Origin of the sequence: Streptomyces sp. NPDC006296 (genome assembly GCF_040613235.1) — a bacterium.
Classification (GTDB): domain Bacteria; phylum Actinomycetota; class Actinomycetes; order Streptomycetales; family Streptomycetaceae; genus Streptomyces.
This window is the reverse complement of the sequence record NZ_JBEXRT010000003.1, coordinates 113,408-136,406: the sequence shown is the minus strand read 5'-3', so window position 1 is coordinate 136,406 and position 22,999 is coordinate 113,408. Positions and strand designations below refer to the sequence as shown.

24 protein-coding genes and 2 pseudogenes are annotated in these 22,999 nt (G+C 73.8%); 12 read left to right on the top strand and 14 right to left on the bottom strand.

The window, feature by feature from the left end:
* Nucleotides 1-4: 4 nt before the first annotated feature.
* Together ABZ172_RS03200 and ABZ172_RS03195 are read left to right on the top strand one after the other, a co-directional pair.
* Complete coding sequence (locus tag ABZ172_RS03200; RefSeq protein WP_356879610.1) at nt 5-598, top strand: hypothetical protein; 594 nt, start codon at nt 5-7, stop codon at nt 596-598.
* Between the two features lie 258 nt (nt 599-856).
* Nucleotides 857-1,489 carry a CBS domain-containing protein gene (locus tag ABZ172_RS03195; protein WP_356879608.1) on the top strand — a complete coding sequence of 211 codons (633 nt, stop codon included), beginning with the start codon at nt 857-859 and terminating at the stop codon, nt 1,487-1,489.
* 225 nt (nt 1,490-1,714) lie between these two features.
* On the opposite strand, the gene ABZ172_RS03190 is transcribed toward ABZ172_RS03195, so the two are convergent.
* Nucleotides 1,715-2,590, bottom strand: coding sequence for a universal stress protein (locus tag ABZ172_RS03190; protein WP_356879606.1), 876 nt, complete (start codon nt 2,588-2,590; stop codon nt 1,715-1,717).
* Nucleotides 2,591-2,834: 244 nt separating this feature from the next.
* Between ABZ172_RS03190 and ABZ172_RS03185 the strand changes: the two genes are divergently transcribed.
* The 3 genes from ABZ172_RS03185 to ABZ172_RS03175 all read left to right on the top strand — a co-directional run bounded on the left by ABZ172_RS03185 (nt 2,835) and on the right by ABZ172_RS03175 (nt 6,396).
* A complete protein-coding gene (locus tag ABZ172_RS03185; RefSeq protein WP_356879604.1) occupies nt 2,835-4,241 on the top strand; it encodes a nicotinate phosphoribosyltransferase in 1,407 nt (468 codons plus the stop codon).
* A gap of 83 nt (nt 4,242-4,324) precedes the next feature.
* The gene (locus ABZ172_RS03180; RefSeq protein ID WP_356879602.1) at nt 4,325-5,275 is read left to right on the top strand and encodes a universal stress protein; all 951 of its coding nucleotides are present in this window, start codon (nt 4,325-4,327) and stop codon (nt 5,273-5,275) included.
* Between the two features lie 68 nt (nt 5,276-5,343).
* Nucleotides 5,344-6,396, top strand: coding sequence for a nitroreductase family protein (locus ABZ172_RS03175; protein WP_356879600.1), 1,053 nt, complete (start codon nt 5,344-5,346; stop codon nt 6,394-6,396).
* A gap of 279 nt (nt 6,397-6,675) precedes the next feature.
* Here ABZ172_RS03175 and ABZ172_RS03170 read toward each other — a convergent pair whose 3' ends face one another.
* Complete coding sequence (locus ABZ172_RS03170; protein ID WP_356879598.1) at nt 6,676-7,374, bottom strand: pyridoxamine 5'-phosphate oxidase family protein; 699 nt, start codon at nt 7,372-7,374, stop codon at nt 6,676-6,678.
* A 94-nt stretch (nt 7,375-7,468) separates the two neighbouring features.
* Nucleotides 7,469-8,344 carry a universal stress protein gene (locus ABZ172_RS03165; RefSeq protein WP_356879596.1) on the bottom strand — a complete coding sequence of 292 codons (876 nt, stop codon included), beginning with the start codon at nt 8,342-8,344 and terminating at the stop codon, nt 7,469-7,471.
* Nucleotides 8,345-8,543: 199 nt separating this feature from the next.
* Here ABZ172_RS03165 and ABZ172_RS03160 point away from each other — a divergent pair, with 199 nt between their 5' ends.
* The gene (locus ABZ172_RS03160; RefSeq protein ID WP_356879594.1) at nt 8,544-8,999 is read left to right on the top strand and encodes a universal stress protein; all 456 of its coding nucleotides are present in this window, start codon (nt 8,544-8,546) and stop codon (nt 8,997-8,999) included.
* A 130-nt stretch (nt 9,000-9,129) separates the two neighbouring features.
* Here ABZ172_RS03160 and ABZ172_RS03155 read toward each other — a convergent pair whose 3' ends face one another.
* From ABZ172_RS03155 to ABZ172_RS03145, 3 genes are all read right to left on the bottom strand, one after another.
* Nucleotides 9,130-9,834, bottom strand: coding sequence for a CBS domain-containing protein (locus ABZ172_RS03155; protein ID WP_356879592.1), 705 nt, complete (start codon nt 9,832-9,834; stop codon nt 9,130-9,132).
* On the bottom strand, nt 9,831-10,754 hold the full coding sequence (locus ABZ172_RS03150; protein ID WP_356879590.1) for a universal stress protein: 924 nt from the start codon (nt 10,752-10,754) through the stop codon (nt 9,831-9,833). The genes ABZ172_RS03155 and ABZ172_RS03150 overlap by 4 nt, the downstream gene beginning before the upstream one ends.
* Nucleotides 10,755-10,967: 213 nt before the next feature.
* Entirely contained in the window at nt 10,968-12,680 is a 1,713-nt protein-coding gene (locus ABZ172_RS03145) for a GAF domain-containing sensor histidine kinase (RefSeq protein ID WP_356879588.1), read from the bottom strand.
* A 215-nt stretch (nt 12,681-12,895) separates the two neighbouring features.
* Here ABZ172_RS03145 and ABZ172_RS03140 point away from each other — a divergent pair, with 215 nt between their 5' ends.
* Nucleotides 12,896-13,591 carry a response regulator transcription factor gene (locus ABZ172_RS03140; RefSeq protein WP_356879586.1) on the top strand — a complete coding sequence of 232 codons (696 nt, stop codon included), beginning with the start codon at nt 12,896-12,898 and terminating at the stop codon, nt 13,589-13,591.
* 132 nt (nt 13,592-13,723) lie between these two features.
* On the opposite strand, the gene ABZ172_RS03135 is transcribed toward ABZ172_RS03140, so the two are convergent.
* The 5 genes from ABZ172_RS03135 to ABZ172_RS03115 all read right to left on the bottom strand — a co-directional run bounded on the left by ABZ172_RS03135 (nt 13,724) and on the right by ABZ172_RS03115 (nt 17,424).
* The gene (locus tag ABZ172_RS03135) at nt 13,724-14,794 is read right to left on the bottom strand and encodes an alcohol dehydrogenase catalytic domain-containing protein (protein WP_356879584.1); all 1,071 of its coding nucleotides are present in this window, start codon (nt 14,792-14,794) and stop codon (nt 13,724-13,726) included.
* 303 nt (nt 14,795-15,097) lie between these two features.
* The gene (locus tag ABZ172_RS03130; protein WP_356879582.1) at nt 15,098-15,682 is read right to left on the bottom strand and encodes a hypothetical protein; all 585 of its coding nucleotides are present in this window, start codon (nt 15,680-15,682) and stop codon (nt 15,098-15,100) included.
* Nucleotides 15,682-16,671, bottom strand: a complete 990-nt coding sequence (locus ABZ172_RS03125; protein ID WP_356879580.1) for a DUF6286 domain-containing protein — start codon at nt 16,669-16,671, stop codon at nt 15,682-15,684. Before ABZ172_RS03125 ends, ABZ172_RS03130 begins: the two co-directional genes overlap by 1 nt.
* Complete coding sequence (locus tag ABZ172_RS03120) at nt 16,668-16,853, bottom strand: hypothetical protein (RefSeq protein WP_356879578.1); 186 nt, start codon at nt 16,851-16,853, stop codon at nt 16,668-16,670. Before ABZ172_RS03120 ends, ABZ172_RS03125 begins: the two co-directional genes overlap by 4 nt.
* A 67-nt stretch (nt 16,854-16,920) precedes the next feature.
* A complete protein-coding gene (locus tag ABZ172_RS03115; RefSeq protein ID WP_356879576.1) occupies nt 16,921-17,424 on the bottom strand; it encodes an Asp23/Gls24 family envelope stress response protein in 504 nt (167 codons plus the stop codon).
* 230 nt (nt 17,425-17,654) lie between these two features.
* Between ABZ172_RS03115 and ABZ172_RS03110 the strand changes: the two genes are divergently transcribed.
* The 4 genes from ABZ172_RS03110 (at nt 17,655) to ABZ172_RS03095 (ending at nt 20,036) form a co-directional block, all read left to right on the top strand.
* Nucleotides 17,655-18,245 (top strand): sigma-70 family RNA polymerase sigma factor, encoded by a 591-nt coding sequence (locus ABZ172_RS03110; RefSeq protein WP_356879574.1) that lies wholly within the window; start codon nt 17,655-17,657, stop codon nt 18,243-18,245.
* Nucleotides 18,242-18,865, top strand: a complete 624-nt coding sequence (locus tag ABZ172_RS03105; RefSeq protein ID WP_356879572.1) for an Asp23/Gls24 family envelope stress response protein — start codon at nt 18,242-18,244, stop codon at nt 18,863-18,865. The genes ABZ172_RS03110 and ABZ172_RS03105 overlap by 4 nt, the downstream gene beginning before the upstream one ends.
* Nucleotides 18,866-18,869: 4 nt before the next feature.
* Nucleotides 18,870-19,217 (top strand): hypothetical protein, encoded by a 348-nt coding sequence (locus ABZ172_RS03100; protein ID WP_356879570.1) that lies wholly within the window; start codon nt 18,870-18,872, stop codon nt 19,215-19,217.
* Nucleotides 19,218-19,844: 627 nt separating this feature from the next.
* Nucleotides 19,845-20,036 (top strand): hypothetical protein, encoded by a 192-nt coding sequence (locus ABZ172_RS03095; protein WP_356879568.1) that lies wholly within the window; start codon nt 19,845-19,847, stop codon nt 20,034-20,036.
* A 49-nt stretch (nt 20,037-20,085) separates the two neighbouring features.
* Here the strand turns inward: ABZ172_RS03095 and ABZ172_RS03090 are convergent.
* Both ABZ172_RS03090 and ABZ172_RS03085 read right to left on the bottom strand, forming a co-directional pair.
* Nucleotides 20,086-20,310 (bottom strand): annotated as a pseudogene (locus ABZ172_RS03090) (hypothetical protein); the annotation flags it as partial.
* 251 nt (nt 20,311-20,561) lie between these two features.
* Nucleotides 20,562-21,137: a TetR/AcrR family transcriptional regulator gene (locus tag ABZ172_RS03085; RefSeq protein ID WP_356879566.1), complete on the bottom strand. Its 576-nt coding sequence runs from the start codon at nt 21,135-21,137 to the stop codon at nt 20,562-20,564.
* Between the two features lie 102 nt (nt 21,138-21,239).
* On the opposite strand from ABZ172_RS03085, the gene ABZ172_RS03080 reads away from it, so the two are divergent.
* The gene (locus ABZ172_RS03080; RefSeq protein WP_356879564.1) at nt 21,240-22,151 is read left to right on the top strand and encodes a chlorophyllase; all 912 of its coding nucleotides are present in this window, start codon (nt 21,240-21,242) and stop codon (nt 22,149-22,151) included.
* Between the two features lie 75 nt (nt 22,152-22,226).
* Here the strand turns inward: ABZ172_RS03080 and ABZ172_RS03075 are convergent.
* A pseudogene (locus ABZ172_RS03075) lies at nt 22,227-22,603 on the bottom strand (transposase); the annotation flags it as partial.
* Nucleotides 22,604-22,999: the final 396 nt, after the last annotated feature.

Genomic DNA, 22,999 nt, shown 5'->3' with positions numbered 1-22,999 from the left:
TCCCATGTACCCAGGGAACCGGAGCCGCGTCGGACGCCACCATCCCCTCAAGCGCCGCGTCGACCTCGTGGAGACACGGCTGCTCCTGCTGCTCTGCGTCCTCGTCTGCGCGTGCGCCTCGGTCCTCGGGGTGGTGAACGGCACGGCGGCGCTCCGCCACGAACAGTCCGTGGTCGAGCAGCAGCGTGCCACGCGGCACGTCGTGAAGGCCGAGATCCTGCGGGACGCCGCGCGGTCCTCGCCGTGGACGGACCAGTCGGGGCGTTCGGGACTGGTGCCGGTGCCGGTGCGCTGGACCGGCACCGGCGGTGGCGACGTCACGGCCGACGCCCAGGTGGCCACGGGTGCGAAGCGCGGCGAGCGGGTGGACATCTGGCTGGACCGGCAGGGCCGGATCACCACGGCGCCCTCGGACGCCAACGACGTCTGGGCCGCGGGAATGGTGGGAGGGGTGGGCACCGCCACCGCCGCACTCGGCGCGGGCGCCCTGGCCGGGATCAGCGTCCGGATCGTCTGCAACCGGCGGCGTGCGGCGGGCTGGGAGGCGGAGTGGAGCCGCGTGGAACCCGAGTGGACCCATCGTGCAGGAGGACGGTGAACGTCCTGCGCGGCCGGCGGGGTCGGACGTGCACGGGCGCGGTCGCCGTGGTGCACGGCCGGGGGTGACCCCGGTGCACGGTCGCGGAGACCGTGGCGCACGGCCGGTGAAGTCGCGGCGCACGGCCGGTGGTGACCGTCGTGCGCGGCCGGGGGTGAACGGATCCGTCGGACGTGACCGGCGGCAGGAGGCCGGGCGGTGTCCCGCGGGGAGGCCGCACAGGCGCCCCGTGGCCCGCGGGCCGGAGAGGAGGAGACCATGGTGACGCACTCGCCCCGCGCGGTGAGCGACCTCATGACGCACACCGCCGTCGCGGTGGGCAGCCATGCTCCGTACAAGGAGATCGTGCGGCTCATGGACCGGTGGAAGGTCAGCGCCCTGCCCGTGCTGGCCGGAGAGGGCCGGGTCATCGGGGTCGTCTCGGAGGCCGACCTGCTGCCCAAGGAGGAGAACCGTCCCGACGGCGGGCCCGCGCCCGGAAGCCCGCCCGCGGACGCCGCCAAGGCGGACGCCGTGGACGCGGAGCACCTCATGTCCACTCCCGCGATCACGGTGCACGCCGACGCCCCTCTGGGGGAGGCGGCCCGGATCATGGCGCGACGGCGGGTGAAGCGCCTGCCCGTGGTGGACGGAGGCGGCCTGCTGGAGGGGATCATCAGCAGGGGCGATCTCCTGAAGGTCTTCCTGCGCTCCGACGAGGACATCGCGGCCGAAGCCACCGACGTCCTCTCCCAGCTCCCCGGCACCACCGGCATCGAGGCACGCGTGCACGACGCGGTCGTCACGCTGGGCGGAGCGCTGCCCGACCGGGCCATGGTGCCGCTCGTCGCGCGCGCCGTACGCGCGATCGAGGGCGTCGTCGACATCCGCCTGGACCTGCGGCGGCCGTGAGGCCTCGGCCCGACGGCGGGGCGCAACCCGGGGGCCGGGAAGCCAGGGACCCCGATGCTGCGACCCCGGCCGTCGGTCGTCGCGCTTCCGCCGGGACCGCCGGGCGTGGAGCTCCCCTCCGGTCGGTCGGCCGGCGCTCGCCACCGGCCGCCGGCCTCAGGACCGCGAGGCCCGTGGGACGGCAGCGACCCGCCTCCTCCGGGGCGGGCCGTCCGGGGCGACCCCTCAGCCACCGCCGGGAACGGTGATGACCGGGCACTCGGCCCGGTGCAGGAGCCCGTGCGTCACCGAACCGAGCCGCATCCCCGTGTACCCGCCGTGCCCGCGCCGCCCGACGACGACGCCCAGAGCCCCGGCGGAAGCACGGGCGAGCTCCTCCACCGGGTGCCCCCGACGCACCTCCCAGGTGCAGTGCACCTCAGGGTGCTCCGAGGTCCACGCCGTGAGGGCCGCGGCGAGGGACTGGGCCCGTTCCTCGCCGCCCGGCCCGCTCCCGGGCACCACCGACGCGGGTCCCTGCTCCACCCCCACGGCGTGCACCGGCGCCCCGCGCAGAGCGGCCTCCTCGCACGCGAACCCCAGGGCCGCCCGGGAGGGCTCGCTGCCGTCGACCCCCACGACGACGCGCGCGGCGAGATCCGCCGTGCTCTCCGGCGCCCGCACCACCACGACGGGGCAGTGCGCCCGCGCGCTGAGTGGTGCGGCCACCGAGCGCGTACCGAGGAACTCCGCAGGGGTGCTGAGCCGTCGCGAGCCGACCACGACCAGGGCGGACGGGTCCGCGGAACGGCGGCGGAGCACCTCCGCCGGCCGCCCTTCGACGAGCTCGGCGACCACCTGCGCCGCCGGAGCCAGACGGAGGACCGTCTCGCGGGCGGAATCCAGGGCGTCCCGGCCCCTGATCCGTGTCGCCCGCCGCGGCGCGGGATCCGCCTGCCGGGGGTCGTGCCGGACGTCGTGCGGCGGGGGGACGGCGAGCACGAGCCGGAGCGAGAGCTCCCTGCGCTCCGCCTCGTCCGCGGCCCAGGCCAGCGTCGGCACCGAAGGGTCCAGCGGATCGATCCCGACCACCATCTCCCGGCCGGTGCCGGAGCGCGTCATGTCTCCTCCTCGGACAGCCGGTACCCGTCCTCCCCACTCTCCCCGGCGGTGCGCCCCGCGGCCGGGGCCACGACGGCCCGGTCAGGGGGACCGAAGGTCCCTGGCGCCCCGGTCGCCCCGCCGTTCCCCAGGTGCCCACTCGGCCCTGTACACCCGCCGGGACCGCGCGGAAACCTTGAGGTGGAGGAAGTGCCTCCGGGTCGGTGCGGGGGCCCGTACGCCTGCTGACCGAGACGGTGAGGTCATGTCGCACGCCACCACCACGGACCTGTACGAAGCGACCATGGCGCTCTCCTACCTGCGTGAGGACATGACCGCGGAGGCGACGTTCAGCCTCTTCGTACGCGACCTCCCCCGCGGCCGCGGTTTCCTGGTCAGCGCGGGGCTGGAGCCCGTTCTGGACTTCCTCGCCGGCTTCGAGGTCACCGAGGACGACGCCAGGGACTTCGCCACGGCCCTCGGGCGCGGCCCGGGGGACGTACGGCCGCTCGTCGGCCTGCGCTTCGAGGGCGAGGTGCGGGCCGTGCCGGAGGGGCGGGTCGTCCTCGCCGGCGAGCCGCTGATCGAGGTCACCGCCCCCCTGCCGCAGGCACAGATCGTGGAGACCTGGCTGCTGAGCCAGATCAGTCACCAGACGGCCGTCGCGTCGAAGGCGGCCCGGTGCGTCCTGGCCGCGGGGGACCACCCCGTCGTCGACTTCTCGCTGCGCCGGAGCCACGGTCCGGAGGCGGGCATGCAGGCCGCCCGGGTCGGTGCGATGGTCGGATTCGCGGGCACCAGCAACGTCGCCGCCGCACTCCGGTGGGGGACCCGGGCCTCCGGCACCATGGCCCACTCCTACATCGAGGCCTTCGGTGACGAGGAGACGGCCTTCCTGGCCTTCGCGCGCGGCACCCCGGGCCCGGTCACCCTCCTGGTCGACACCTACGACACGCCCAACGGGGTCATGACCGCCGCCCAGGTCCTGAACACCCTGCGGCGGGGCGCCGGTTCCGCGGTGCGCCTCGACAGCGGGGACCTGGACGGACTCGCCCGCCGGTCACGCGAGATCCTGGACCGAACGGGGCTCGGGGGCGTCACCGTCATCGCGAGCGGCGGCCTCGACGAGTACCGCATCGACCACCTCGTACGGTCCGGCGCCCCCATCGACGTGTACGCCGTCGGCACCAAGGTGGGGACCTCGTCCGACGCCCCCTATCTGGACTCGGCCTACAAGCTCGTGGAGTACGACGGCGCGCCGGTCATGAAGCTGTCGGCCGCCAAGGTGACCGCGCCGGGACGCAAGCAGATCCTGCGCGCGGACGGCGTCGACGACGTGATGGCCCTGGCCGACGAGGAGGTGCGCGAGGGCCGGGAGCCCGTGCTGCGGACCGTCATGTCCGCGGGGCGCCGTACGACGGAGCCCGACACCCTGGCCGCGGCGCACCGGCGGTTCCGCGCCGACCTGGACGCCCTGCCCGGCAGCGCCCGGCGGATCCACGATCCGCGGCCGCCCGTCCCCGCCGTCTCGGCCCCCCTCGCCGCACTCACCTCCGACCTCCGCGGCCGGCTGGAGCGGGACGCCGACCGGCGCCGGGCGGAGTGGGCCGGCCGACAGGCCGCCGCGCCGCCGGGCGGCTCCGCTCACACACGGTCGCGGAGACGGCGGTGACGCGCCGGGAGGCGGACCGGAAGAACGCTTCCGGTCTGCCGCTCCGAACGGGCCGGGACCGTCTTCGCCACGAGGAGGCCGACATGCCAGGCAATGTGACCGTAGGTCTGAACGGCTCGCCCGAGAGCTTCGCCGCCGTCCGATGGGCCGCCGAGGAGGCCGTCCTGCGGGAGCTTCCGCTCCGCATCATCCACATCCAGGACTGGCCGGTACCGCCCGAATACATCGCCCACGTGGCGCCGTGGCCGTCCGCGCACAGGACGTCCGATGAGCCCCGGGACGAGGAACCCCGGCCCTCGCCCAAGTACGAGGACCTGCTGGAGAGGGCGGCCGCCGAAGCCGGACACGCACACCCCGGTCTGACCGTCGGCGCGGAGAACGTGACCGGCGTCGGCCTCGCCTCCCGAGCACTCCTGGCCGAGGCCGACACACCGGGAGGCATGGACCTGCTGGTCCTGGGGTCGCAGGGACTGGACCGCCTCACGGGCTTCGTCATCGGCACCACCTCGCTCCCCGTGGCGGCGGCGTCGCCCTGTCCGGTGGTGCTCGTCCGCAGCCGGAGGACCGGCCACGAGGAACGCGGGACCCCGGCCGCGCAGCGGCCGGGGCACCTGCTGCTCGGCCTCGACATCAGAGGGACGGAAGCCGACGAGACCCTCCTGGACTTCGCCTTCACCGAGGCGGCCCGGCGCAACAGCCGGCTCCGCATCCTGCACGCCTGGGGACTGCCGCCCACCTACGCCCCCGCCCAGATGGCCGACCCCGGACTCGGCAACGAACTCGCGGGGAAGGTCGCGCAGACCCTGGAACGTGTCGTCGAACCCTGGAAGCAGCGCTTCCCCGACGTCGCCGTGCAGACCGGCACGGTGATGGGAGCGCCGGGAGCGGAGCTGGTGTACGCCGCACCCGAGGCCGACCTGATCATCGTCGGCCGGCGCGACCGGCCGCTGCCCGTCGGGCCCCGGCTCGGGCACGTGGCGCACGCGGTCATCCACCACGCCGCCGCACCGGTCGCGATCGTCCCCCACGCATGAGCCTGAACCCATGAATGCGTGAACCCGTGGATCCGAGGATCCACCGGACCGGCTGGGAAGGAACTCCGATGCCGACTCGACAGGCCGATGTCGCGGCCGTGACCTCATGGGTCGGCGACGCGATCATGGCCCCTTCGATGCACAACGCGCAGCCCTGGCGGTTCCGGTACGTGCCGGCGACCGGTCTCCTGCACCTGCGCACGGACCTCACCCGCGCCATGCCGCGCGCCGACGCCGACCACCGCGGCATGCACGTCAGCTGCGGTGCCGCGCTCTTCAACCTCCGTGTGGCCGCCGCTCGCGCCGGCTGGTCCGCACAGGTCCGCCCGCTGCCCGACCCGGCCGATCCCACACTGCTCGCCCACGTCGAGTTCGCCGAGGCGGCGGACGCCGACGACACCGCCGACCTGTATCCGGCGATCAGCAGGCGCCGCAGCAGCCGCGAACCGTTCGCGGAGGAACCGGTCCCCGCCGCCCTGCTCGACGCGCTCCGCGGCGCGGCCAGGTCGGAGGGGACGAGTCTGTCGGTCCTCGGCGCCTGGCAGGCGGAAGCGGTACTGGACGTGGTCGAGGAGGCCGACGAGGACGAGCGGCTGTCCCCGGAGGACCGCGCGGAGATCGCACGCTGGACGGGGACCGGGGCGGGCCGGGCGGAAGGGATCCCGAGCTATGCCTTCGGGCCGCGCCGGCATGGAGGGCACGCACCGGTACGGGACTTCGCCGTCGGGCGACCCGAAGCGGAACGGCGGTCCGCGGTCTTCGAGACCGCGCCGTGCCTCGCGGTGCTGGGGACGTCCCAGGACCGCCCGCAGGACTGGCTGCTGGCCGGTCAGGCCCTGGAGCGGGTGCTCCTGCGGGCGACGGCGGACGGCCTCTCGACCTCGCTCAACTCGCAGGCGCTCGAACGTGAGGAACTGCGCTGGCTGCTGCGGGACCCGCACTCCGGCGCGACCGCCTCGTTCCCCCAGATGCTGCTCCGCCTGGGATACGGCCCTGTGGTCGCGCCCACCCCGCGCCGAGCCGTGGGCGACGTACTGGACATCGACGACCGGCCGGCGGAGAGGACGCGGGGAAGCGCCGCTCGGACGGCTGACGCGGATGAGGAGCGTTCGGACGGCTGACGCGGGGGTGGACGAGCGGGCCGCCCCGGGCCGCCCCAGCCGGGCGACCTGAGCCGGACACAGCCGGGCGGACCGGGCCCGGGGCGGGGAACGCGTGGCTTCGCACCGGATGGACCCGGACGGACCGGACCAGGGACGGGGAACGCGCGGCTCCACCCCGGATGCGGTCAGCCGGGCGGACCGGGCCCGGGTCGTCCGACAGGTACGGCTCCGCCCCGGGGACCGGCGTGCGGCCGTGCACCGGAGCCACCGGTGCACGGCCGCACGCCGCGGGTGGCGCTACGGGCTGCCGGCGGTGACGATCCGCCGGCCCGTCACTCTGCCCGCCGTCACCACGATCCACAGGTCCCTCTCCCCACCGGCCCAGGGGGTCGGGGATCCCGCGCTCTCCCTCAGGCGCTCGATCGCCTCGGGGTCCGTGACGGCGCGGGCCTCACCGACCACGAGGACGCTCCATCCCCGGCTGAAGGCGTCGTCGATGTGGTCCACCTCGAACGCCGTCTCCTTCCCGGCCGCGCCGGCGGGACCCGAGCCGGGGGAGGTCCGGTAGGTGATCGTGTGACGGTCGGCCACGTAGTTGACCGGATAGACGGCCGGACCGTGCGCGTCGCTCACCACGACCCGTCCGACCCCGTGACGGCCGACCAGCGTCCAGCACTCCTCCTGCTCGATCTCCAGCAGCCGGGGGCGGCCGGCTGCGCGGCCGGTTCCCGGGGGGAGGTCGACGGTGCCGCCGGTGAGTTCGTCGACGGTCGTCTCCAGGGCGTGCGCCAGGCGCACCACGAATCCCATACCGTGGCTGCCCGGCTGCGTCTCGACGTACTCGATGTATCCCGGAGCCGAAGCGGTGCGCAGGGCGACGTCCTCCCGGGACAGCCCGAGGTAGGCACGGCGTGCGGCCACCCGCCTGCCGAAGTCGCCCGCGGCGGTCGCCCCGCTTCCCCCGGTGCCCGTGCCCGTGCCTGATCGTTCGGCCATGATTCCTCACCCTCGTCACCCTCGTCTGCGTTTCGTGCCGGGCGCGCGTCACGGCTCCGCCCCGGCCGGGCTCCCCGGCCGGGGCGGAGCGCCCTCAGGCGTGCGGAACGACGGCCACCGGTGCTGCCGTGTGGTGCAGGACCGAGTGGACGACCGGTCCGACGTGACTTCCCAGCCGGGTGTCGCGGTGCCGCAGTCCCACCACGACACACGCGGCCCCGGACGAGGCCTCGACCAGGTCCTGGGCCGCGTGTCCCTGACGGCAGTCACGCGTCACCGGGACGTGCGGATAGGTCTCGGTCCACGGCGCCAGCGCCGCCGCCATCTCCTTGCGGCGCTCGGCGGACGTCTCCCGCATGAGCGTGGGCACGACGTCCGTCGCCCCCATCCCGTACACCGGTGGCAGGGACCAGCTGTGGACGACCTGCACACCGCAGCGGTACCGGTCGGCCGCGGCGAAGGCGAAGGCGAGCGCCTCCGTGCTCGCAGCCGGGAGGTCCAGTCCGAGCACCACGTCGCCTCCGGAGGCCGGCGGGCCGGCCGTGCGCTCGGCGTTCCGGCTGCGGACCAGGACCAGGGGGCACCGCACCCGTGCCAGGACCGCGAGCGAGACGGAGCCCGCGACGAATCCCGCCACACCGCCGAGTCCGCGCGACCCGAGGACCAGGAGCTCCGAGCGTTCGCTCTCCTCGCCGAGCAGCTCCACCGGCGCCCCCGGCTTCTCCTGCGTCTCGATCTGCAGGTCCGGATGCCCCACCCGCACGTGTTCCGCGGCCTCGTGCAGCACGGCCTCCGCCGCGCGCCGCTCATGGTCGGGGTCGGGGGCGTAGACCCCGGTGGCGGCGACGTTCTTCCACACGTGCACCAGACGCAGGAGGCACGAGCGGAGCGCCGCTTCTCCCGCCGCCCAGTCCGCGGCGGCCAGACTCTCCTGTGAGCCATCGATTCCGGCAGTGACGATGCGGGACATGGTTCGCTCCTCCTGAGGACGATGCCTTGCCTCCAGCCTCGCCCACCCCGACCGCGCGGCAGGAGGGCCGGACGGGCACCCGAGCGGGCCGGTCGGCCCCGCGGCCGGCCGGCCGCGGACCGGTCGTCCCCGTGTGGCGCGTCCACCGGTGCGCGGGCAGGGTGGTCGTGCGGGGATCCGTACGAGTGGTGAGGCGGTCATGGGCAGCGATTCGGAGAAGCCACGCGTCGTCGTCGGGGTCGACGGTTCCGGCCCGTCCCGGGAGGCCCTGCGCTGGGCGGCCCAGCATGCCCAGCTCACCGGCGCCGTGGTCGAGGCCGTGTGCGCCTGGGAGACACCGTCGGAGGTCGGCTGGGCCGGCCCCGCCACCGAGGCCGGCTTCGACATGGAGGAGGCCCGCCGGCGCTTCTCCGCCGGCGTCAGGGCGGTGTTCGGGGACGTCAGGCCCGCCGTCGTCCACGAGATCCTGGTGCGGGGCGACCCGTCCGAGGTCCTGGTGAACGCGTCGCGGGGCGCCGAGCTGCTGGTGGTCGGCAACCGGGGGCGCGGCGGCTTCGCGCGGGCCATGCTGGGCTCCGTCAGTCAGCGGTGCGCCCAGCACGCAGCGTGCCCGGTCGTGGTCGTCGGGCCGAAGGCGGACGACGGCCGTACGTGAGGCTCCGGACGGGACGCCCGCCTCGGTGCGGACGCCGTCCCGCCACCCGTGCGTCTCGGCACGGGAGCGTCAGGACATCCGTGGAGCGCCGCCCAGGACCCGGGGGAGACGAGCCGACTCCCCGCCCGGATCACGCCAGCGCCCCCGGCCCGGACCCTGACTCCGGCCCCGATTCCGGGTCCGCGGCGGTCGGGCCGTGGAGCGCGCAGTGCACGTCCACCACCCCCTCGACCGCCCTGGCCAGCCGTTCGGCGACCGGGACGAGAGCCGTGTCGCGCACCTCCCCGTCCAGCGTCACCCGCCCTCCGGCCACTTCGACCCCGATGTGCCGGTGGGAGACGGGGAAGAGAGGGACGATCACCTCCTGCCGCACCTCGTCGGCCAGGTCGTCGTCCGTGCGGAGGAAGACCTTCAGCACGTCGATCCTGCTCACGATCCCCTTGAGGACGCCCCGCTCGTCCACGACCGGGAGGCGCTTGACCCGGTTGTGGGCCATGAGGCGGGCCGCTTCGGGGAGCAGCGCGTCGGCCAGCACCGTCACCGCCGGGGAGGACATCAGGTCCCGGGCCGTCACGGCCCCCGCCTTGGCGTGGTCCGCCAGGCGCGCGGCCTGACCGGTCAGGGTCGCGTCCTCGTCCCGCAGCTCCTCCTTGACCATCAGGTCCGCCTCGGAGACCACCCCCACGACCCGTCCCTCTCCCTCCAGCACCGGGACGGCCGTGACCTGCCACTGGTTCATGGCCGCCACGATCTCCTTGAAGCTCGCGCCGAGCCCGACCGCGACGACGGTCTGCGTCATGACGTCCTTCACGCGGTGCGGCGTCCTGGCTGTCATGGCGTCGCCCCTTCCGGGGTCTCCGGGCGGGCGCCGGCACCGCGGGGGACCACGGCCACGGGACAGGCCGCGTGGTGCAGCGCGGTGTGCGCGACACGGCCCAGCTGCACACCCGTACGACTCTCGCGGCGTTGCGCGCCCACCACCAACAGGTCCGCGACCGCGGCCCGTTCCAGGAGCACCTTGTGCGCGGGGCCCTCCGTCGTGACCCGCCGCACCGGTACGTCCGGATGCTCGTGCTCCGCCTCGGCCAGCGCCTCGTCGAGCAGCGCGGACGCCCGGTCCTCGTGGTAGCGGGCGGGGTCTCCGGCCATGAGCGGATGGTCGGACGTCTCGTGCGAGGGGCAGCGCCAGGCGCGTACGACGTCGAGACCGCACCCGCGCAGCTCCGCCTCGGCGAGGGCGAACCGTACCGCCGTCCGGTCGGGCGCGTCGGCGTCACCGACACCCACGGCGATGCGTCCGTGCAGGCTGTCCAGACCTGCTCGGTCGCCCCGCACCACGAAGGCGGGGCAGCGGGACCGCGAGGCGACGGCGAGGCTCACCGACCCGAGCAGCAGACCCGCGATCTCGCCCCGTCCCCGGCACCCGACGACCAGTGCGAGGGCGTCCTGCCCCTCCCTCAGGAGGGCGTCGGCCGCGTCCTCCCGCGGTACGGCCGTCGTGACCCGCAGGTCGGGCGCCTCACGACGGATCCGCTCCGCCGTCGAGCCGACGATGTTCTCCGCCATCACCCGGCCGTCGGGACGTGACAGACGGGTCGCGAGGGCGGCGCCCTCGTACCGCTGCCACAGGGAGGCGTACACGAGGCGCAGGGGCGCCCGGTGCAGCAGCGCCTCACCCGCCGCCCAGTCCACGGCGCGGATGCTGGACTCGCTTCCGTCCACGCCGGCAACCACAGGAGACCGCATCGTCCTCACACACCCTTTCCCCCCTGCCGTTGACGTACCGCCACGGTCGCACCGGGCAGGCGTCCCGCCCCAGGGCCGAGCGGGTCCCTCGCAGGTCCGGGCGGCCCAGGGGAGGACCGGTCGTGCGGCGTCCGGTCCGGTACGACCGGTACGCGGCACTCCGCGCGCACGCCCGACGGACCCCGCACCGCACCCGGCGAACGACCCCGCGGCCGTGCGGCCTCAGGTGTTGTCGGCAGACGGGGCCGTCCAGGTCAGCCGCGTCCCACCGCCCGGGGGCGTGCCGATCCGCAGCTCGCCCCCGGCCATCCCGGCCCGGTCACGCATGTTCCTGATCCCGCTGAACGCGGCGTCCGCGGGTATGCCGACGCCGTCGTCCGTGACCGTGAGCGTCGTCAGATCGGCGGTGACGGTCAGATGCACGTCGACCGAGGTGGCCCGTGCGTACCGTGCGGCATTGCTGAGCGCCTCCACGAGCACCGCGACCACGTGATCCGCCAGCGCCACCGGGACACGGCTCTCCACGAGCCCCTCCATCCGCAGCGCCGGGGCGAAGCCCAGGGGGCCGGTGGCCGCCTCCACCGCCTGGGCGACCCTGCTCCGGAGCCCGTGCCGCAGGAGGTTGCCGGCGTCCGGAGAGCGGAGACCGAAGATGGTCGACCGGATGATCTTGATGGTCGTGTCGAGGTCGTCCACCGCCCCCCGCAGACGCTGCTCCGCCTGCGGATGGGTCACGAAGTGCAGTGTCCCCTGGAGCGTCATACCGGTGGCGAACAACCGCTGTATCGCCAGGTCGTGGAGGTCCCGGGCGATGCGGTCCCGGTCCTCCAGCAGAGCGAGCTGGACCGCGTCCTTACGGCGTTCCGCCAGCTCCATGGCCAGCGACGCCTGTCGGACGAACGCTTCCAGGGAGGCGCGGCTGTCCGCGGAGAAGGCGTCGGCGCCCTTGTCACGGGCGAGCAGCAGGACGCCCCGCGGATCCGTGCTGCCCGAACCGAGGGGGATGGCCATCGCCGGCCCGAGTCCGGCCCACCGCGCCGTGTCCGCCGCGCTGCGGGGATCGTGCGCGACGTCCGGCGAGACCGACGTCGCCGCGTCCGTGAACGCGCGTCCCAGGTAGCCCTCGTGCAGCGGCACGAACTCGCCGTGGTGCCGGTCGGAACCCTGACCGGCTGTCAACGCGATGCGCAGCCTGTCGGCCCCCTGCACCGGCAAGGCGATCAGCCCGAGATCAGCCGCCACGTTGTGGTGCGCGTGTTCGAGGATCAGGTTCATCACCTCGGCGCGGGGGCGGCCGGACAGCAGGGTGTTCGTGACCTCCGAGGCGGAGGCGAGCCAGCGCTCCCGCAGACAGGACTGTTCGAAGAGGCGGGAGTGCTCGATCGCCACGCCCGCGGCGACGGCCAGGGTCATGAGGACCGCTACGTCTTCCGCGTCGAAATCAGCGGTGCCGCGCTTCCCGGTCAGATACAGATTGCCGAATACCGTGCCCCGGACCCGGATCGGGACCCCGAGGAAGGAATGCACGGGCGGGTGGTGCGGCGGGAAGCCGCGAGCCGCGCGGTGCGCGGACAGGTCGCTCAGCCGCACCGGCTCGGGACGGCGGACGAGCTCGCCCAGCAGGCCGTGCCCGCTCGGCGGTGCTCCTATGGCAGCCCACGTCTCGTCGTCCGAACCCACCGGGATGAACTCCGACAGCATCCGGTCCTCGCCGGTGACCTCGAGGGCCCCGTACTCGGCGTCCCCCAGGAAGAGGGCCGCCTCGACGATACGGCGCAGCACCTGCGGCAGTTCCAGCTCACGCCCGACGGACAACACCGCCTCCAGGAGCGCGTGCACCCGCTTCCGGGAGACATCGGTGTCGTCGATACGGGCCTTCACCTGGTCCAGCAGCTCGTGCATCGCTGGATCGACCGCGGACCGGCCTTCGCTCACGACTTCCTCCCACAGGGGGACGGCGACCGCACACCCCTCACGGTAGGACGCGCGCGGGTGTGCCGCATGCCGATGGCCGGGTGCCGTCACGCCGCCGATCAGGAGGGGCGGGGGCGGCTCTCCGAGCCCGGCGCCCGCTCCAGGGTGATACTGGGCGGGAACGCGCCGCGCGAGGCAGGGCGACGCGTCCGCGCCACCGAATCCAGGGGACGAAGATGACCGATGCGCCTGCCGCCGCAGTCGGCGAGCGACCCGTCCGGGTGTTCGTTCTGGACGACCACGAGGTCGTGCGGTACGGCCTGCGCGACCTGCTGGACGCAGAGCAGGACCTGGAGGTGGTGGGCGAGGCCGCCACCGCCGATCAGGCGGTCGCCCGCGTCCCGGCGCTGCGCCCGGACGTGGCGGTGCTCGACGTCCGGCTGCCGGACGGGAACGGGATCACCGTCTGCCGGGAGCTGCGCTCCCGGCTCCCGGGCCTCGCCTGTCTGATGCTGACGTCGTTCGACGACGAGGACGCGCTGCTCGACTCCATCATGGCCGGGGCCGCGGGCTACGTGCTCAAGGAGGTCAAGGGAACGGACCTGGTCGCGGCGGTCAGGACCGTGGCGACCGGGCAGTCGATGCTGGACCCGGCCACCACCACCCGGCTCATGCGGTCGCTCCGGGTCCCCGAGCCGCCGCACACCGAGGGCGACGAGCGCCTCTCCGCGCTGTCCGACCGGGAGAAGGCGGTCCTGGAACTGATCGGCGAGGGGCTCACCAACCGGCAGATCAGCAAGCGGCTCTACCTCTCGGAGAAGACGGTCAAGAACCACATCTCCCGCCTGCTCTCCAAGCTGGGCGTCGAGCGGCGCGTCCAGGCCGCCGTCATCGCCACCAAGGCGCACGACCAGCAGCAGAAGGACAGCTGAACGGACCGCACCGGCCGGGCACCGCGGGACAGCGGCGCGGCGTGCCCGGCCGGGAACCGGGGCACCGCACCCGGGGACAAGCCCGCGCACCGTTCCCCGGCCGGTCCACCGGCGAGCCGCGCCCGCAACGGCCTATCCGGCCGGCGCGACCTCGTCGTGGGTGGGAGGCCCCAGCACCACCTTCAGCGCGCCCGTGTCGGCGGCGCGCGAGAAGACGTCGTACGCCTCCTCCATCTGCGACGGGGCGAACCGGTGTGTGACCAGCTCGGAGGCCGCGGGCAGCCGTTCGGCCGCCATCATGCCCAGGAGCACCGGAGTGGAGTACGTGTCGACCAGACCGGTGGTGATGGTCACGTCCCGTGACCACAGCGTCTCCAGATGCAGATCCGCGGGCTTGCCGTGGACCCCCACATTGGCGACGTGCCCGCCGGGCCGGACCATCCGGGTGCAGGCCTCGAAGGACTGCGGGACCCCGACGGCCTCCACCACGACGTCCGCTCCGAGACCACCGGTGAGGTCCTTGACGAGCTGCTCCGGCGCCTCGTCGGCACGGACGGTGACATCCGCCCCGACGGCGCGCGCCGCGTCCAGCCGTGACGGCACGAGGTCCGTCACGATGATCCTTCCCGGGGTGAAGAGGCGCGCCGTGGCGACCGTGGCGAGACCGATCGGCCCCGCGCCCACCACGACGACGGTGTCCCCGGGCCGCACCCGGCCGCTCAGCACACCCACCTCGTAGGCGGTGGGGAAGATGTCCGCCAGCAGGACCGCGTCCTCGCTGCGCACCGAGCCGGGCAGCGGGTGGAGGGACAGGTCGGCGAAGGGCACCCGTACGTACTCGGCCTGGGTGCCGTCGATCAGGTGCCCCAGGATCCAGCCGCCGCCCCCGAGGCACTGCCCGAACCGGTTCTCCCGGCAGAAACGGCAGCGCCCGCACGCGGTGATGCAGGAGACCAGCACCCGGTCGCCCGGCCGTACACCGCGCACCTCGCTGCCCGTCTCGACGACTTCGCCCACCGCCTCGTGCCCGAGGACGGTTCCGGGCTCGACCTCCGGCACGTCCCCGTTGAGGATGTGCAGGTCCGTGCCGCAGATGGTGACGGCCTCCACGCGGATCACCGCGTCGGCCGCGTCCTGAACCCCGGGGTCGGGGACCTCCTGCCAGGACTTCTGCTCCGTGCCGTGGAAAACCATCGCTTTCATGGTCCGCTCCCTCTCTGCCGTCCTCACGCAACAGGCTCGCAGAGCGGAAGCGGTGCGGCTTGGGCCGGTCGGCGCCCGACGGGACCCGTCCTGCCCCCGTTCCGGCCGCCGACCGGGGTGGCACCGTCCGTGGAGAGTGCCGCGTCCCGTGAGGGAGCGGCTCCGGCCCGGCCGTGAGGCACGACCGGGGCGGAGCCGCGGCTCGTCGTCCCGCGGGGCGTCGGGACCAGGACCGTCCGAGCGGGGCCGGGGCTCAGGCCCGGTTCACGGGCCTGAGCCCCGGCGTGACGCCGCGGGATCCCGTCAGTGGATGCGCGCGGACCTGCGGTGGGTGGTGCTGATGCGCGTCCCGCCGGTCACGACGTGGGGGAGCAGGGACCCCCTGGCCTCGTCCAGCACCGCGGACAGCGCGGGCAGGACGGCGGCGGGAGAGGTGTCCGGGTGGATCCACACATGGGTGCGGACGTGCAGACGGTCGCCCTTCGCCCTGATGCGGACCCGGCACCGTTCCACCCCCTCCAGCGAGCCGGTCCGGCGGGTCAGCGCGTCACCCAGCGCCCGCAGGTGCAGGAACCCGCCGGGCAGGGGCAGCCGGACCCGGTGCCACCGCACGCCACGACCGCACCGGCTGACGCACCACCGTGCGCACACCAGGGTCAGCACCACGCCGGCGGCGATGACCGTGGGGGTCCACCAGGAGGACCCGCGCAGGTCCGAGAGCCGGTCGTGGTCCACCAGGACGGTCCCCGGCAGCGCGCCGAGCCAGCCGGCGGGCAGCCGGTCCGCGACGGAGGACTGCGTCGCCCCGAGCAGGGCGCCGCCCGACAGGAGCAGCAGACCGAGGACGCCGAGGGTGATGCGGTTGGAGACCTGTCGTGAGGATCCCATCAGGTGCCTCCCTGCGTCGGGGCCGGAGCGGACGCCGCCGTGTCCTGCCGCGGCGTGACGGCGTCGTCCTGCGGCGGTGCGACGGCGTCCGGGGGCGGTGGCTGCCGCCAGGTCGCGTCCGGCCGGAGCCTGACGCGCACACGCGGATCGCGGCGCAGCGCACACGCCTCGACGACGCCGGCGGCCGCCGCCTGTACCGCGCTGCGCGCGGCCTTGCGGTCACCGAACGAGAGCCGCGCCCCGACCAGCACGCGACGCCGCCCGGCCCGCACCTTCACCCGGCCGATGCCGGGGACGTCCCCCACCGCCTCCTGGACCAGCGCGGCGACCGCCGAGCGGTCGAGGGCGAAGGCGGGCCGTTCCGCCGGCGGAACGACGGACAGCAGATGGCGCTTCCCGGGAGTGACCGCCAGGACGATCAGCACCAGGCCGGCCAGGGCGATCCCGGCACCGCCCAGGACGACGGGCAGGTCACCCGCCCCGTGCGTGGAGAGCCAGTCCACCGTGCCGCTGCGCCACCGGGCGGCCGTACGGTTCAGCAGGTGCACCCGCACCAGGTCGACGGTCACCGCCCCGCAGACCAGGGTCGCGGCCCCGGCGGCGAACGCCACCGGCAGGCGCCGGGACGACCACCACCGGCGTGCCGCCCGGCCGGTGGAACCCTTCTCGTGCGGACCCGCGCCGGGGAGCGGGGCGTCCGGCTTCAGGACGCTCGCGCTCACCTCCGCCCGTGACACGTCGAGCCCGCTCAGCTCGCCGGTGCGCGCGGTGACGTGCTCCTGCACGAGCTTCACGGTGTCGGTGACGGGGTCCGGGTAGGGCAGGGCGACGTCCAGCGCCACCTTCGCCCGACGCCCCCGGACGACCGCCGAGACGCTCGTGGCCGCGACGGCCCTGCCCGGCAGGGACTCCGTGGCGGCGCGCTCGGCGATCCTGCGGACGGCCTTCTCCGACACCGTGGTGGTGCCGCGCTGCGCCGGAGCGATCATCGACGGTTCCGTTCGAACATGTCCCTGAGGTCGTCAGGCACGCCCCCGCCGTCCAGCCAGTGGCCGGCGAAGGCGCCCACACCGCCCAGGGCGGCCACGAGCAGGAACGCGCCGAACCCTCCGAAGTACCCGGCGAACGCCAGCGCCATCCCCGCCATCATCCCGACCACCGGCCTGCTCATTCACTCCACCTCTCGCACGACTGCCCGGACCTGCTCCCGCTCGTCCCGGTTATCCCGGTTGTCCCGGTCACTCCACCCGGGAGTCGACCGTGGTGGGCTCGCCGTCCTCGTCGGGCAGGTGCACGTCGTTGACCGTGACGTTGACCTCGACGACCTCCAGGCCGGTGATGCGCTCCACCGCCGCGATGACGTTCTCGCGCACGTCACGCGCCAGGTCCGCGATCGCCACGCCGTACTCGACGACCAGGTCGACGTCGATGGCGGTCTGCCGCTCGCCGACCTCGACCTTGACGCCGCGGCCGACGTTGGGGCGGCCGCCCGGAACCCGGTCGCGAACGGCGCCGAGGGTGCGGGACAGCCCGCCGCCCATCGCGTGCACACCCGGGATCTCCCGTGCGGCGCTGCCGGCGATCTTCACGACGACGACGTCCGCGATGGACGTACGGCCCCGGGTGGCGGCGGGCTCGTCCGCGCCGACGGCACCACCCGTGAGGGCCGTCGTCCCCTGGCCGTTCTTCACGTTCTGCGGGACGGAAGCGTTCTTGGCCACCGTGGCCGTCTGCGTGGTCATGGCAGTTCCTCCTTGTACGGTGTGCGAACTGATCTCACACCGGTAGAACCACCCGGACGGGATCCGTTACGCCGACCTCAGGATTTTTTTTCCGCGGTCGTCACGCCGGACGTGAGCGGTCGTCACGCCGCCCGTGAACACGGGCACCCCGTACGCGTCCGTGAGGTGACGCGTCACAGCGGGCGCGCCCGTGTGTCCGACCACAGGAGAACCTACGAAAGGAGTCACCCGTGCCGCTGGCCCCCGAACACGCCGAAGCAGCGGTCGGTGATGGCCGCAGCGACACCGACGACACCCTGCTCGTCGTGCGGGCGGCGGAAGGCGACGAGGAGGCGTTCGCCGACCTCGTGCGGCTCCACGCGCCCCCGCTGGTGCGCATGGCCACCCGCATCCTGGGCAACGAGCCGGAAGCCGAGGACGCCGTGCAGGAGGCGCTCATCAGCGCCTGGCGCAAGCTGCCGGAATTCAGGATGCAGTCGACGTTCCGCACCTGGGTGTACCGCATCGTGACCAACCGCTGTCTGAACGTCCTGCGCTCGCGCAGACCCGTCGATCACCTTGACTCGGCGGACCACGTCGCCGCTCCGGAGCACACCGTCTCACCCGCGCGGATCGCCGAGTCGCACGCCGCGGTCGACGAACTCCAGAGGGCCCTGGCCTCCCTGTCCGCCGAGCAGCGCGCCTGCTGGGTGCTCAGGGAACTGGACGGTCAGTCCTACGAATTCATCGCGCAGACCGTCGGGATCAGCCAGGAGGCTGTCCGGGCCCGTGTCTTCCGCGCACGACGATCTCTCACACAACAACTGGGGGCCTGGCGATGACTGCCCGCACCGACCCTCCCCACCCGCCGCAGACCGACGAACCGGACGACGAGCAGCTGCCCTGCGGCCGTTTGCTCTCCGGAGTCTGGGACCTCTGGGAGCAGGGGGAGCACGACCCGCACCTCGACGACTGCCCCCACTGCCGCCAGGCGGTCGACGAACTCGCCGCACTGGAGAACTCGGTACGCCGGCTGCGCGAGACGACGTCCCCCGCCGCCGAGCCCTACGACGCCCGCGCACTGACCCAGCGGGTCATGGACGTCGTCCGCCTGGAACTGCGCCCGGGACGCCCGCTGCCGCTCGGGGAACCGGACGAGGACCTCTGGGTCGTGGAATCGGCGGCCGCCCGCACGGTCCGCGCCGCGGCCGAGACCGTCGACGGCGTCCGCGCGGGATCCTGCAGAATCACCCTGGAGCGCCCGTCGGAACAGGGAACACCCCTGGTCGACGTGCGTCTCGACATCCACGCACCCGCCTCGGCGCCGCTGCAGGACCTCGCCGAACAGGTACGGCGGCGCGTGCGGGGAGCGGCCGACACCACCTTGGGACTGGCCCTGAACGGCATCGACATCCGGATCACCGACCTGCTCGACGCCGACGACGACGCGGAAGAGGGCTGAGCCGGTGACCGACAAGGCGCACACGGCGCTCATCGAGGAAGTGGCCGACGCGGTACTGGGGGTGGAGGGCGTCGCTTTCCTCCGGCCGGGAGTGGCACAGCAGGTGCGGTCCGCGCTGTCCGGCGCCAGGACCGGAACCAGGACCCGCGCCCCCGGTGTGCGGATGAGCCGGACCGGCGACGCACGGGACGGCCGCTGGGACATCGACCTGCACATCGTCGTCCTGGGGGACGCACGGGCCGTCGACGTCGCCCGGGGCGCCCGCAAGGCCGTCACGGCCTGTCTGACGCGGAAGTTCCCCGAGGAGAAGGCGCCGTCCCGCGTCACCGTGACGGTGACGGGCCTGCTGTGAGCACACCCGGGGGATCCCGCCCGCACGCCGGATCCCCCGGACGGCGCCGAAGGCCGCGCGCGGCCCCCTGACGCGCGGTCACGCCCGCCCCGGACGGAGGCTCTGTCCGGGGCGGGCGTACGGCGGCCCCGGATGCGCGGGCCCGGGAACGTTCCCCGCGCGAGGGACTACCATGAGGGCGGCTCGTTCACGGGAACGGGTGGTGTGCCGGGAAGTCTGGTCGGCGATGTCCTCGTCGTGCCCGGAAGGCGTGCCATGCCCCTCGTGTTCCCCGTCCGTCCGCGTGTCCGTGCAATGCTCCGGCGCCCGGAGGGTCCCTGCGGTCGTACGGCCGCTCCCACCGCCCGGCAGCTCCCCGCCGGCGAGCTTCTGCGACCGGCCCCCACCCTTCGCCTCGACGCCCCGTCCGCCGACGCGCCCGCGGGCGGCCCGGACCGGGTCCGGCCGCGAGCCGCGGGACGTGACACCGCGGGGCCCGGGACCGCCGGAGGGACCCGCCCGGTCCGGGGATCCGGCCGTGGCCGCGGACCCGTCCCGCCCGCCCCGGACACGTCCGGGACCTGACCGCCCTCCCGGAACGCCTTCCCCCCCCCGACCGGTACGTCCCGACCAGACGAGAGCTCCGCCGTGCCCCCACCCCCTCCCTCTCCGGCTCCTCGCGACCCGGTCCAGCAGGTTCTCGCCTGCTTCGACGCCTACAGCCGCGCCCGGGGCGCGCGCGACGGACTGCTGTCCGCGGCCCGGGTCTCCCCCCGCGAGGAACAGCGCGCCTTCGACGACCTCCGGAGGGCGGTCGAACAGCTCCGCGCCGCCACCTGAGGGCCGCCGGCGCGGCCTGACCGGGCCGGCCGCACCTCCACCCGCGGCCTCAGGCCCCGACCTCGCTCCGGTCCCCGCCCCAGAGGGTGTGGAAGACCCCGTCACGGTCGGTGCGGTGGTAGGTGTGTGCGCCGAAGCAGTCGCGTTGGCCCTGGGTGAGGACGACGATCTTCGAGGCGTACAGGGCCTGTTCGACCCGGTCGGCGAAGGCCGCCGCCTCGTCCTCGTCGAGCCTGCGGGGGCTCGGTCCGGCGAGGTGGCGGGAGGCCTTCTTCCGCAGAGCCGCGTTCTCCGCCTCCAGCGGGGTCGGCGGCTGGACCGGATCGTGCGACCGACGTCCGCGGGGGCGCCGACCTGATCGTCGCCTCCGGCCGCGACCCGTACAGCGCGACCGCGTCCGCCTCGAACTCTGGCGGACAGCTCGTCACGACCGCGAGACGTCCGTTCTCAGATCCTCAGGATCCCGTGTCTCGCGTGTTCGACATCAGGGGTCGAGGCCCGTCGCCGGCCCGGCACCACACATCATCACGCCGGGTCGGCGATGCGGCATCCGGCGAGGAGAAAGGCGACCATGACCTTGGCATCGGCCTGGTCGTAGTCGGGGCCGGTGATGCAGAGGTTCCCGATGGCGCGCAGGAGCGTGTAGGCGGTGATACCGGGGCGAAGTTCCTCGGTGGCGGCGCAGGCGTCCAGCAATGACGCGCAGGCCGGGACCAGGGTGTCGAGCATGAGGGTGTGGAGGTTCTCCAGTCCTGGGTCACCCGACCTCAGTGCCGCTCCGAGGCCGTGCTTGGTCACCAGGAAGTCCACGAACGCATCCGTCCACAGAGTCAGAGCGGTGAACGGCGAGGGGGATTCCTCCAGAAGGCGGGGCGCGAGAGCGGTGCAGGCGTCGATCTGGTGCCGGTAGACGGCAGTGACGAGATCCGCACGGGTCGGGAAATTTCGGTAGACCGTGCCCACGCCGACGCCTGCGCGTTCGGCGATGTCGCGGACGGGCGCCTGGATGCCGCGCTCCACGAAGACTGCCGCAGCTGCCTTCAGCACGCCACTGCGGGTGCGCTGAGCCTGCGCCTGGCGTACCCCGACCGACTCCTGCACGGATGTCTCCCATTGCTCGCGGAACAATGTTCCGCTAATCTGGCGGAACGACGCTCCGCCAAATTATGGCATCCCGGTACCCACAGAGAGTGCAGGACCCTCATGTCCTCGTCCCACCTGCTCGACCATCAGATCGTCTCGGTGAAGCCCATCGTGGTCCCCTCGCCCGGGCGCGGCATCGACCTCCAGGTGAGGGTCACCGCGCCCCGGTCGGGCCAGAACCTGCCTGTGATCGTTTTCTCCCACGGGAACGCCTGGTCACTGGACGGTTACGAGCCCCTCGTCGGGCGGTGGGCCGCCGCCGGATTCGTTGTGGTGCAGCCCACCCACCTGGACTCCCGGCGCAACGCCATCGCCTGGGACGACCCGCGCTTCGCCACCATCTGGCGCGTGCGGATCACCGACCTGCACGCGGTCCTCGACCACCTCGACCACGTCCTGGCCCAGGCCGGCCTGGAGACCCGCGCCGACCGTGAGCACACTGCCGTGGTCGGCCACTCCTGGGGCGCCCAGACCGCAGGTGCCCTGCTCGGCGCGCGTGTGCTGGACGCCGAGGGCGTTGCGGGAGAGGACTTCTCCCACCCCGCGGTTTCGGCCGGCGCGCTGATCGGGGCCACGGGAACCGGTGACACCCTCACCCCGTTCGCCGCCGAGAACCTTCCGTTCATGAAGCCGGACTTCTCCACCATGACCGCCCCGGCCCTGATCGTCGCGGGCGGCAAGGACGACTCGCAGCTCTCCACCCGCGGGCCGGAGTGGTTCACCGATGCCTACCACCTCAGCCCGGCGCCCAAGAGCCTGCTCACCCTGACCGAGGCCGAGCACACCATGGGCGGAATCGCCGGCGAGAAGGTCGCCGAGACCACCGACGAGGACCCCGCCCGTGTCGCCCTCACCGCCGACGCGATCTCCGCCTACCTCCGCGCAGCCCTCGGCCTCGACGACGCCGAGTGGACCGCCCTCAACAGCACCGCCGAAGGCAGGGGCGATACGTGGAGTCTCGCCAGCAAGTGAGCCCAGCCTGACCGCCGGGGCGTTCTCGGCGGTCAGCGGGGCGGAATCCGGCATCGAGGCGGCGCCGACGCACACGCCGGGCGGGGTGCTCTTCGGCGCACCGGCTGGACAGGCGGCCTTCGTGCGGAGGTGCCGAGAACCGCGGCGGACTCATGCGGGGGTGAGCCTGTCGGGCGGGGCCGGTTCCTCCCAGGCCGTCGGGGGTCTGCCGCCGACGGGCTTCGAGCCGGAGCCGGGTGAAGGCGGCGAGCTAGGGTCGGCCAGGTCCAGCGATCAGCCGCTTCGAGGGTGCGGATCTGCGGGCAGGTCCGGCCCGAGGTCTGTTCGAAGCGCCGGAAGGTGTGCTCGATGTCGAAGGGGTGCATGAACGCCTGCCGGAGCAGGTCAACGGTTACGTCGGTGCCCGACCACCACAGCCGGACCGGCTTCGGTGCCGCGCCGCTGGGCAGGTGCCCGTCCGGCGAGGTCCAGGTCGTACATGGCCCAGCGACGCGTTCGGGGCGCCGTGTCCTTTGCGGTCACCGACCGCAGGATTACGCGGCCCGCAAAGAGGGGCAGACGTCCTCGACCCGGCGGTTCTACTCTGCGACCACGACCTTTCTGACAGTCACGCAGGATCCCCCACACACACTCAAGGGCGGCGGGGGCCGCTCAGCCTCTATTGCCGGGTCGTGCGGGGGCCGGCGGATGCGTCAGCCGGCAAGGTTCTTCCCGACCCACTGGCGGAGAACCCAGCGGGGGAGCGGCGTGCAAGGGTTCCTTGTACGCCGCGTACACGAGGACCTCGGTGCCGACGGCGGGTAGGTCGGGCGGTTCCTTTCGTTTGCGTCCCTACGTGCCCCGGTGCG

Excerpts from the sequence above, each read along its gene's own strand:
- ABZ172_RS03200 (WP_356879610.1), top strand. The coding sequence starts at position 5 with ATGTACCCAGGGAACCGGAGCCGCGTCGGACGCCACCATCCCCTCAAG.
- ABZ172_RS03195 (WP_356879608.1), top strand. The coding sequence starts at position 857 with ATGGTGACGCACTCGCCCCGCGCGGTGAGCGACCTCATGACGCACACC.
- ABZ172_RS03190 (WP_356879606.1), bottom strand. The coding sequence starts at position 2,590 with ATGACGCGCTCCGGCACCGGCCGGGAGATGGTGGTCGGGATCGATCCG.
- ABZ172_RS03185 (WP_356879604.1), top strand. The coding sequence starts at position 2,835 with ATGTCGCACGCCACCACCACGGACCTGTACGAAGCGACCATGGCGCTC.
- ABZ172_RS03180 (WP_356879602.1), top strand. The coding sequence starts at position 4,325 with ATGCCAGGCAATGTGACCGTAGGTCTGAACGGCTCGCCCGAGAGCTTC.
- ABZ172_RS03175 (WP_356879600.1), top strand. The coding sequence starts at position 5,344 with ATGCCGACTCGACAGGCCGATGTCGCGGCCGTGACCTCATGGGTCGGC.
- ABZ172_RS03170 (WP_356879598.1), bottom strand. The coding sequence starts at position 7,374 with ATGGCCGAACGATCAGGCACGGGCACGGGCACCGGGGGAAGCGGGGCG.
- ABZ172_RS03165 (WP_356879596.1), bottom strand. The coding sequence starts at position 8,344 with ATGTCCCGCATCGTCACTGCCGGAATCGATGGCTCACAGGAGAGTCTG.
- ABZ172_RS03160 (WP_356879594.1), top strand. The coding sequence starts at position 8,544 with ATGGGCAGCGATTCGGAGAAGCCACGCGTCGTCGTCGGGGTCGACGGT.
- ABZ172_RS03155 (WP_356879592.1), bottom strand. The coding sequence starts at position 9,834 with ATGACAGCCAGGACGCCGCACCGCGTGAAGGACGTCATGACGCAGACC.
- ABZ172_RS03140 (WP_356879586.1), top strand. The coding sequence starts at position 12,896 with ATGACCGATGCGCCTGCCGCCGCAGTCGGCGAGCGACCCGTCCGGGTG.
- ABZ172_RS03135 (WP_356879584.1), bottom strand. The coding sequence starts at position 14,794 with ATGAAAGCGATGGTTTTCCACGGCACGGAGCAGAAGTCCTGGCAGGAG.
- ABZ172_RS03130 (WP_356879582.1), bottom strand. The coding sequence starts at position 15,682 with ATGGGATCCTCACGACAGGTCTCCAACCGCATCACCCTCGGCGTCCTC.
- ABZ172_RS03125 (WP_356879580.1), bottom strand. The coding sequence starts at position 16,671 with ATGATCGCTCCGGCGCAGCGCGGCACCACCACGGTGTCGGAGAAGGCC.
- ABZ172_RS03120 (WP_356879578.1), bottom strand. The coding sequence starts at position 16,853 with ATGAGCAGGCCGGTGGTCGGGATGATGGCGGGGATGGCGCTGGCGTTC.
- ABZ172_RS03115 (WP_356879576.1), bottom strand. The coding sequence starts at position 17,424 with ATGACCACGCAGACGGCCACGGTGGCCAAGAACGCTTCCGTCCCGCAG.
- ABZ172_RS03105 (WP_356879572.1), top strand. The coding sequence starts at position 18,242 with ATGACTGCCCGCACCGACCCTCCCCACCCGCCGCAGACCGACGAACCG.
- ABZ172_RS03080 (WP_356879564.1), top strand. The coding sequence starts at position 21,240 with ATGTCCTCGTCCCACCTGCTCGACCATCAGATCGTCTCGGTGAAGCCC.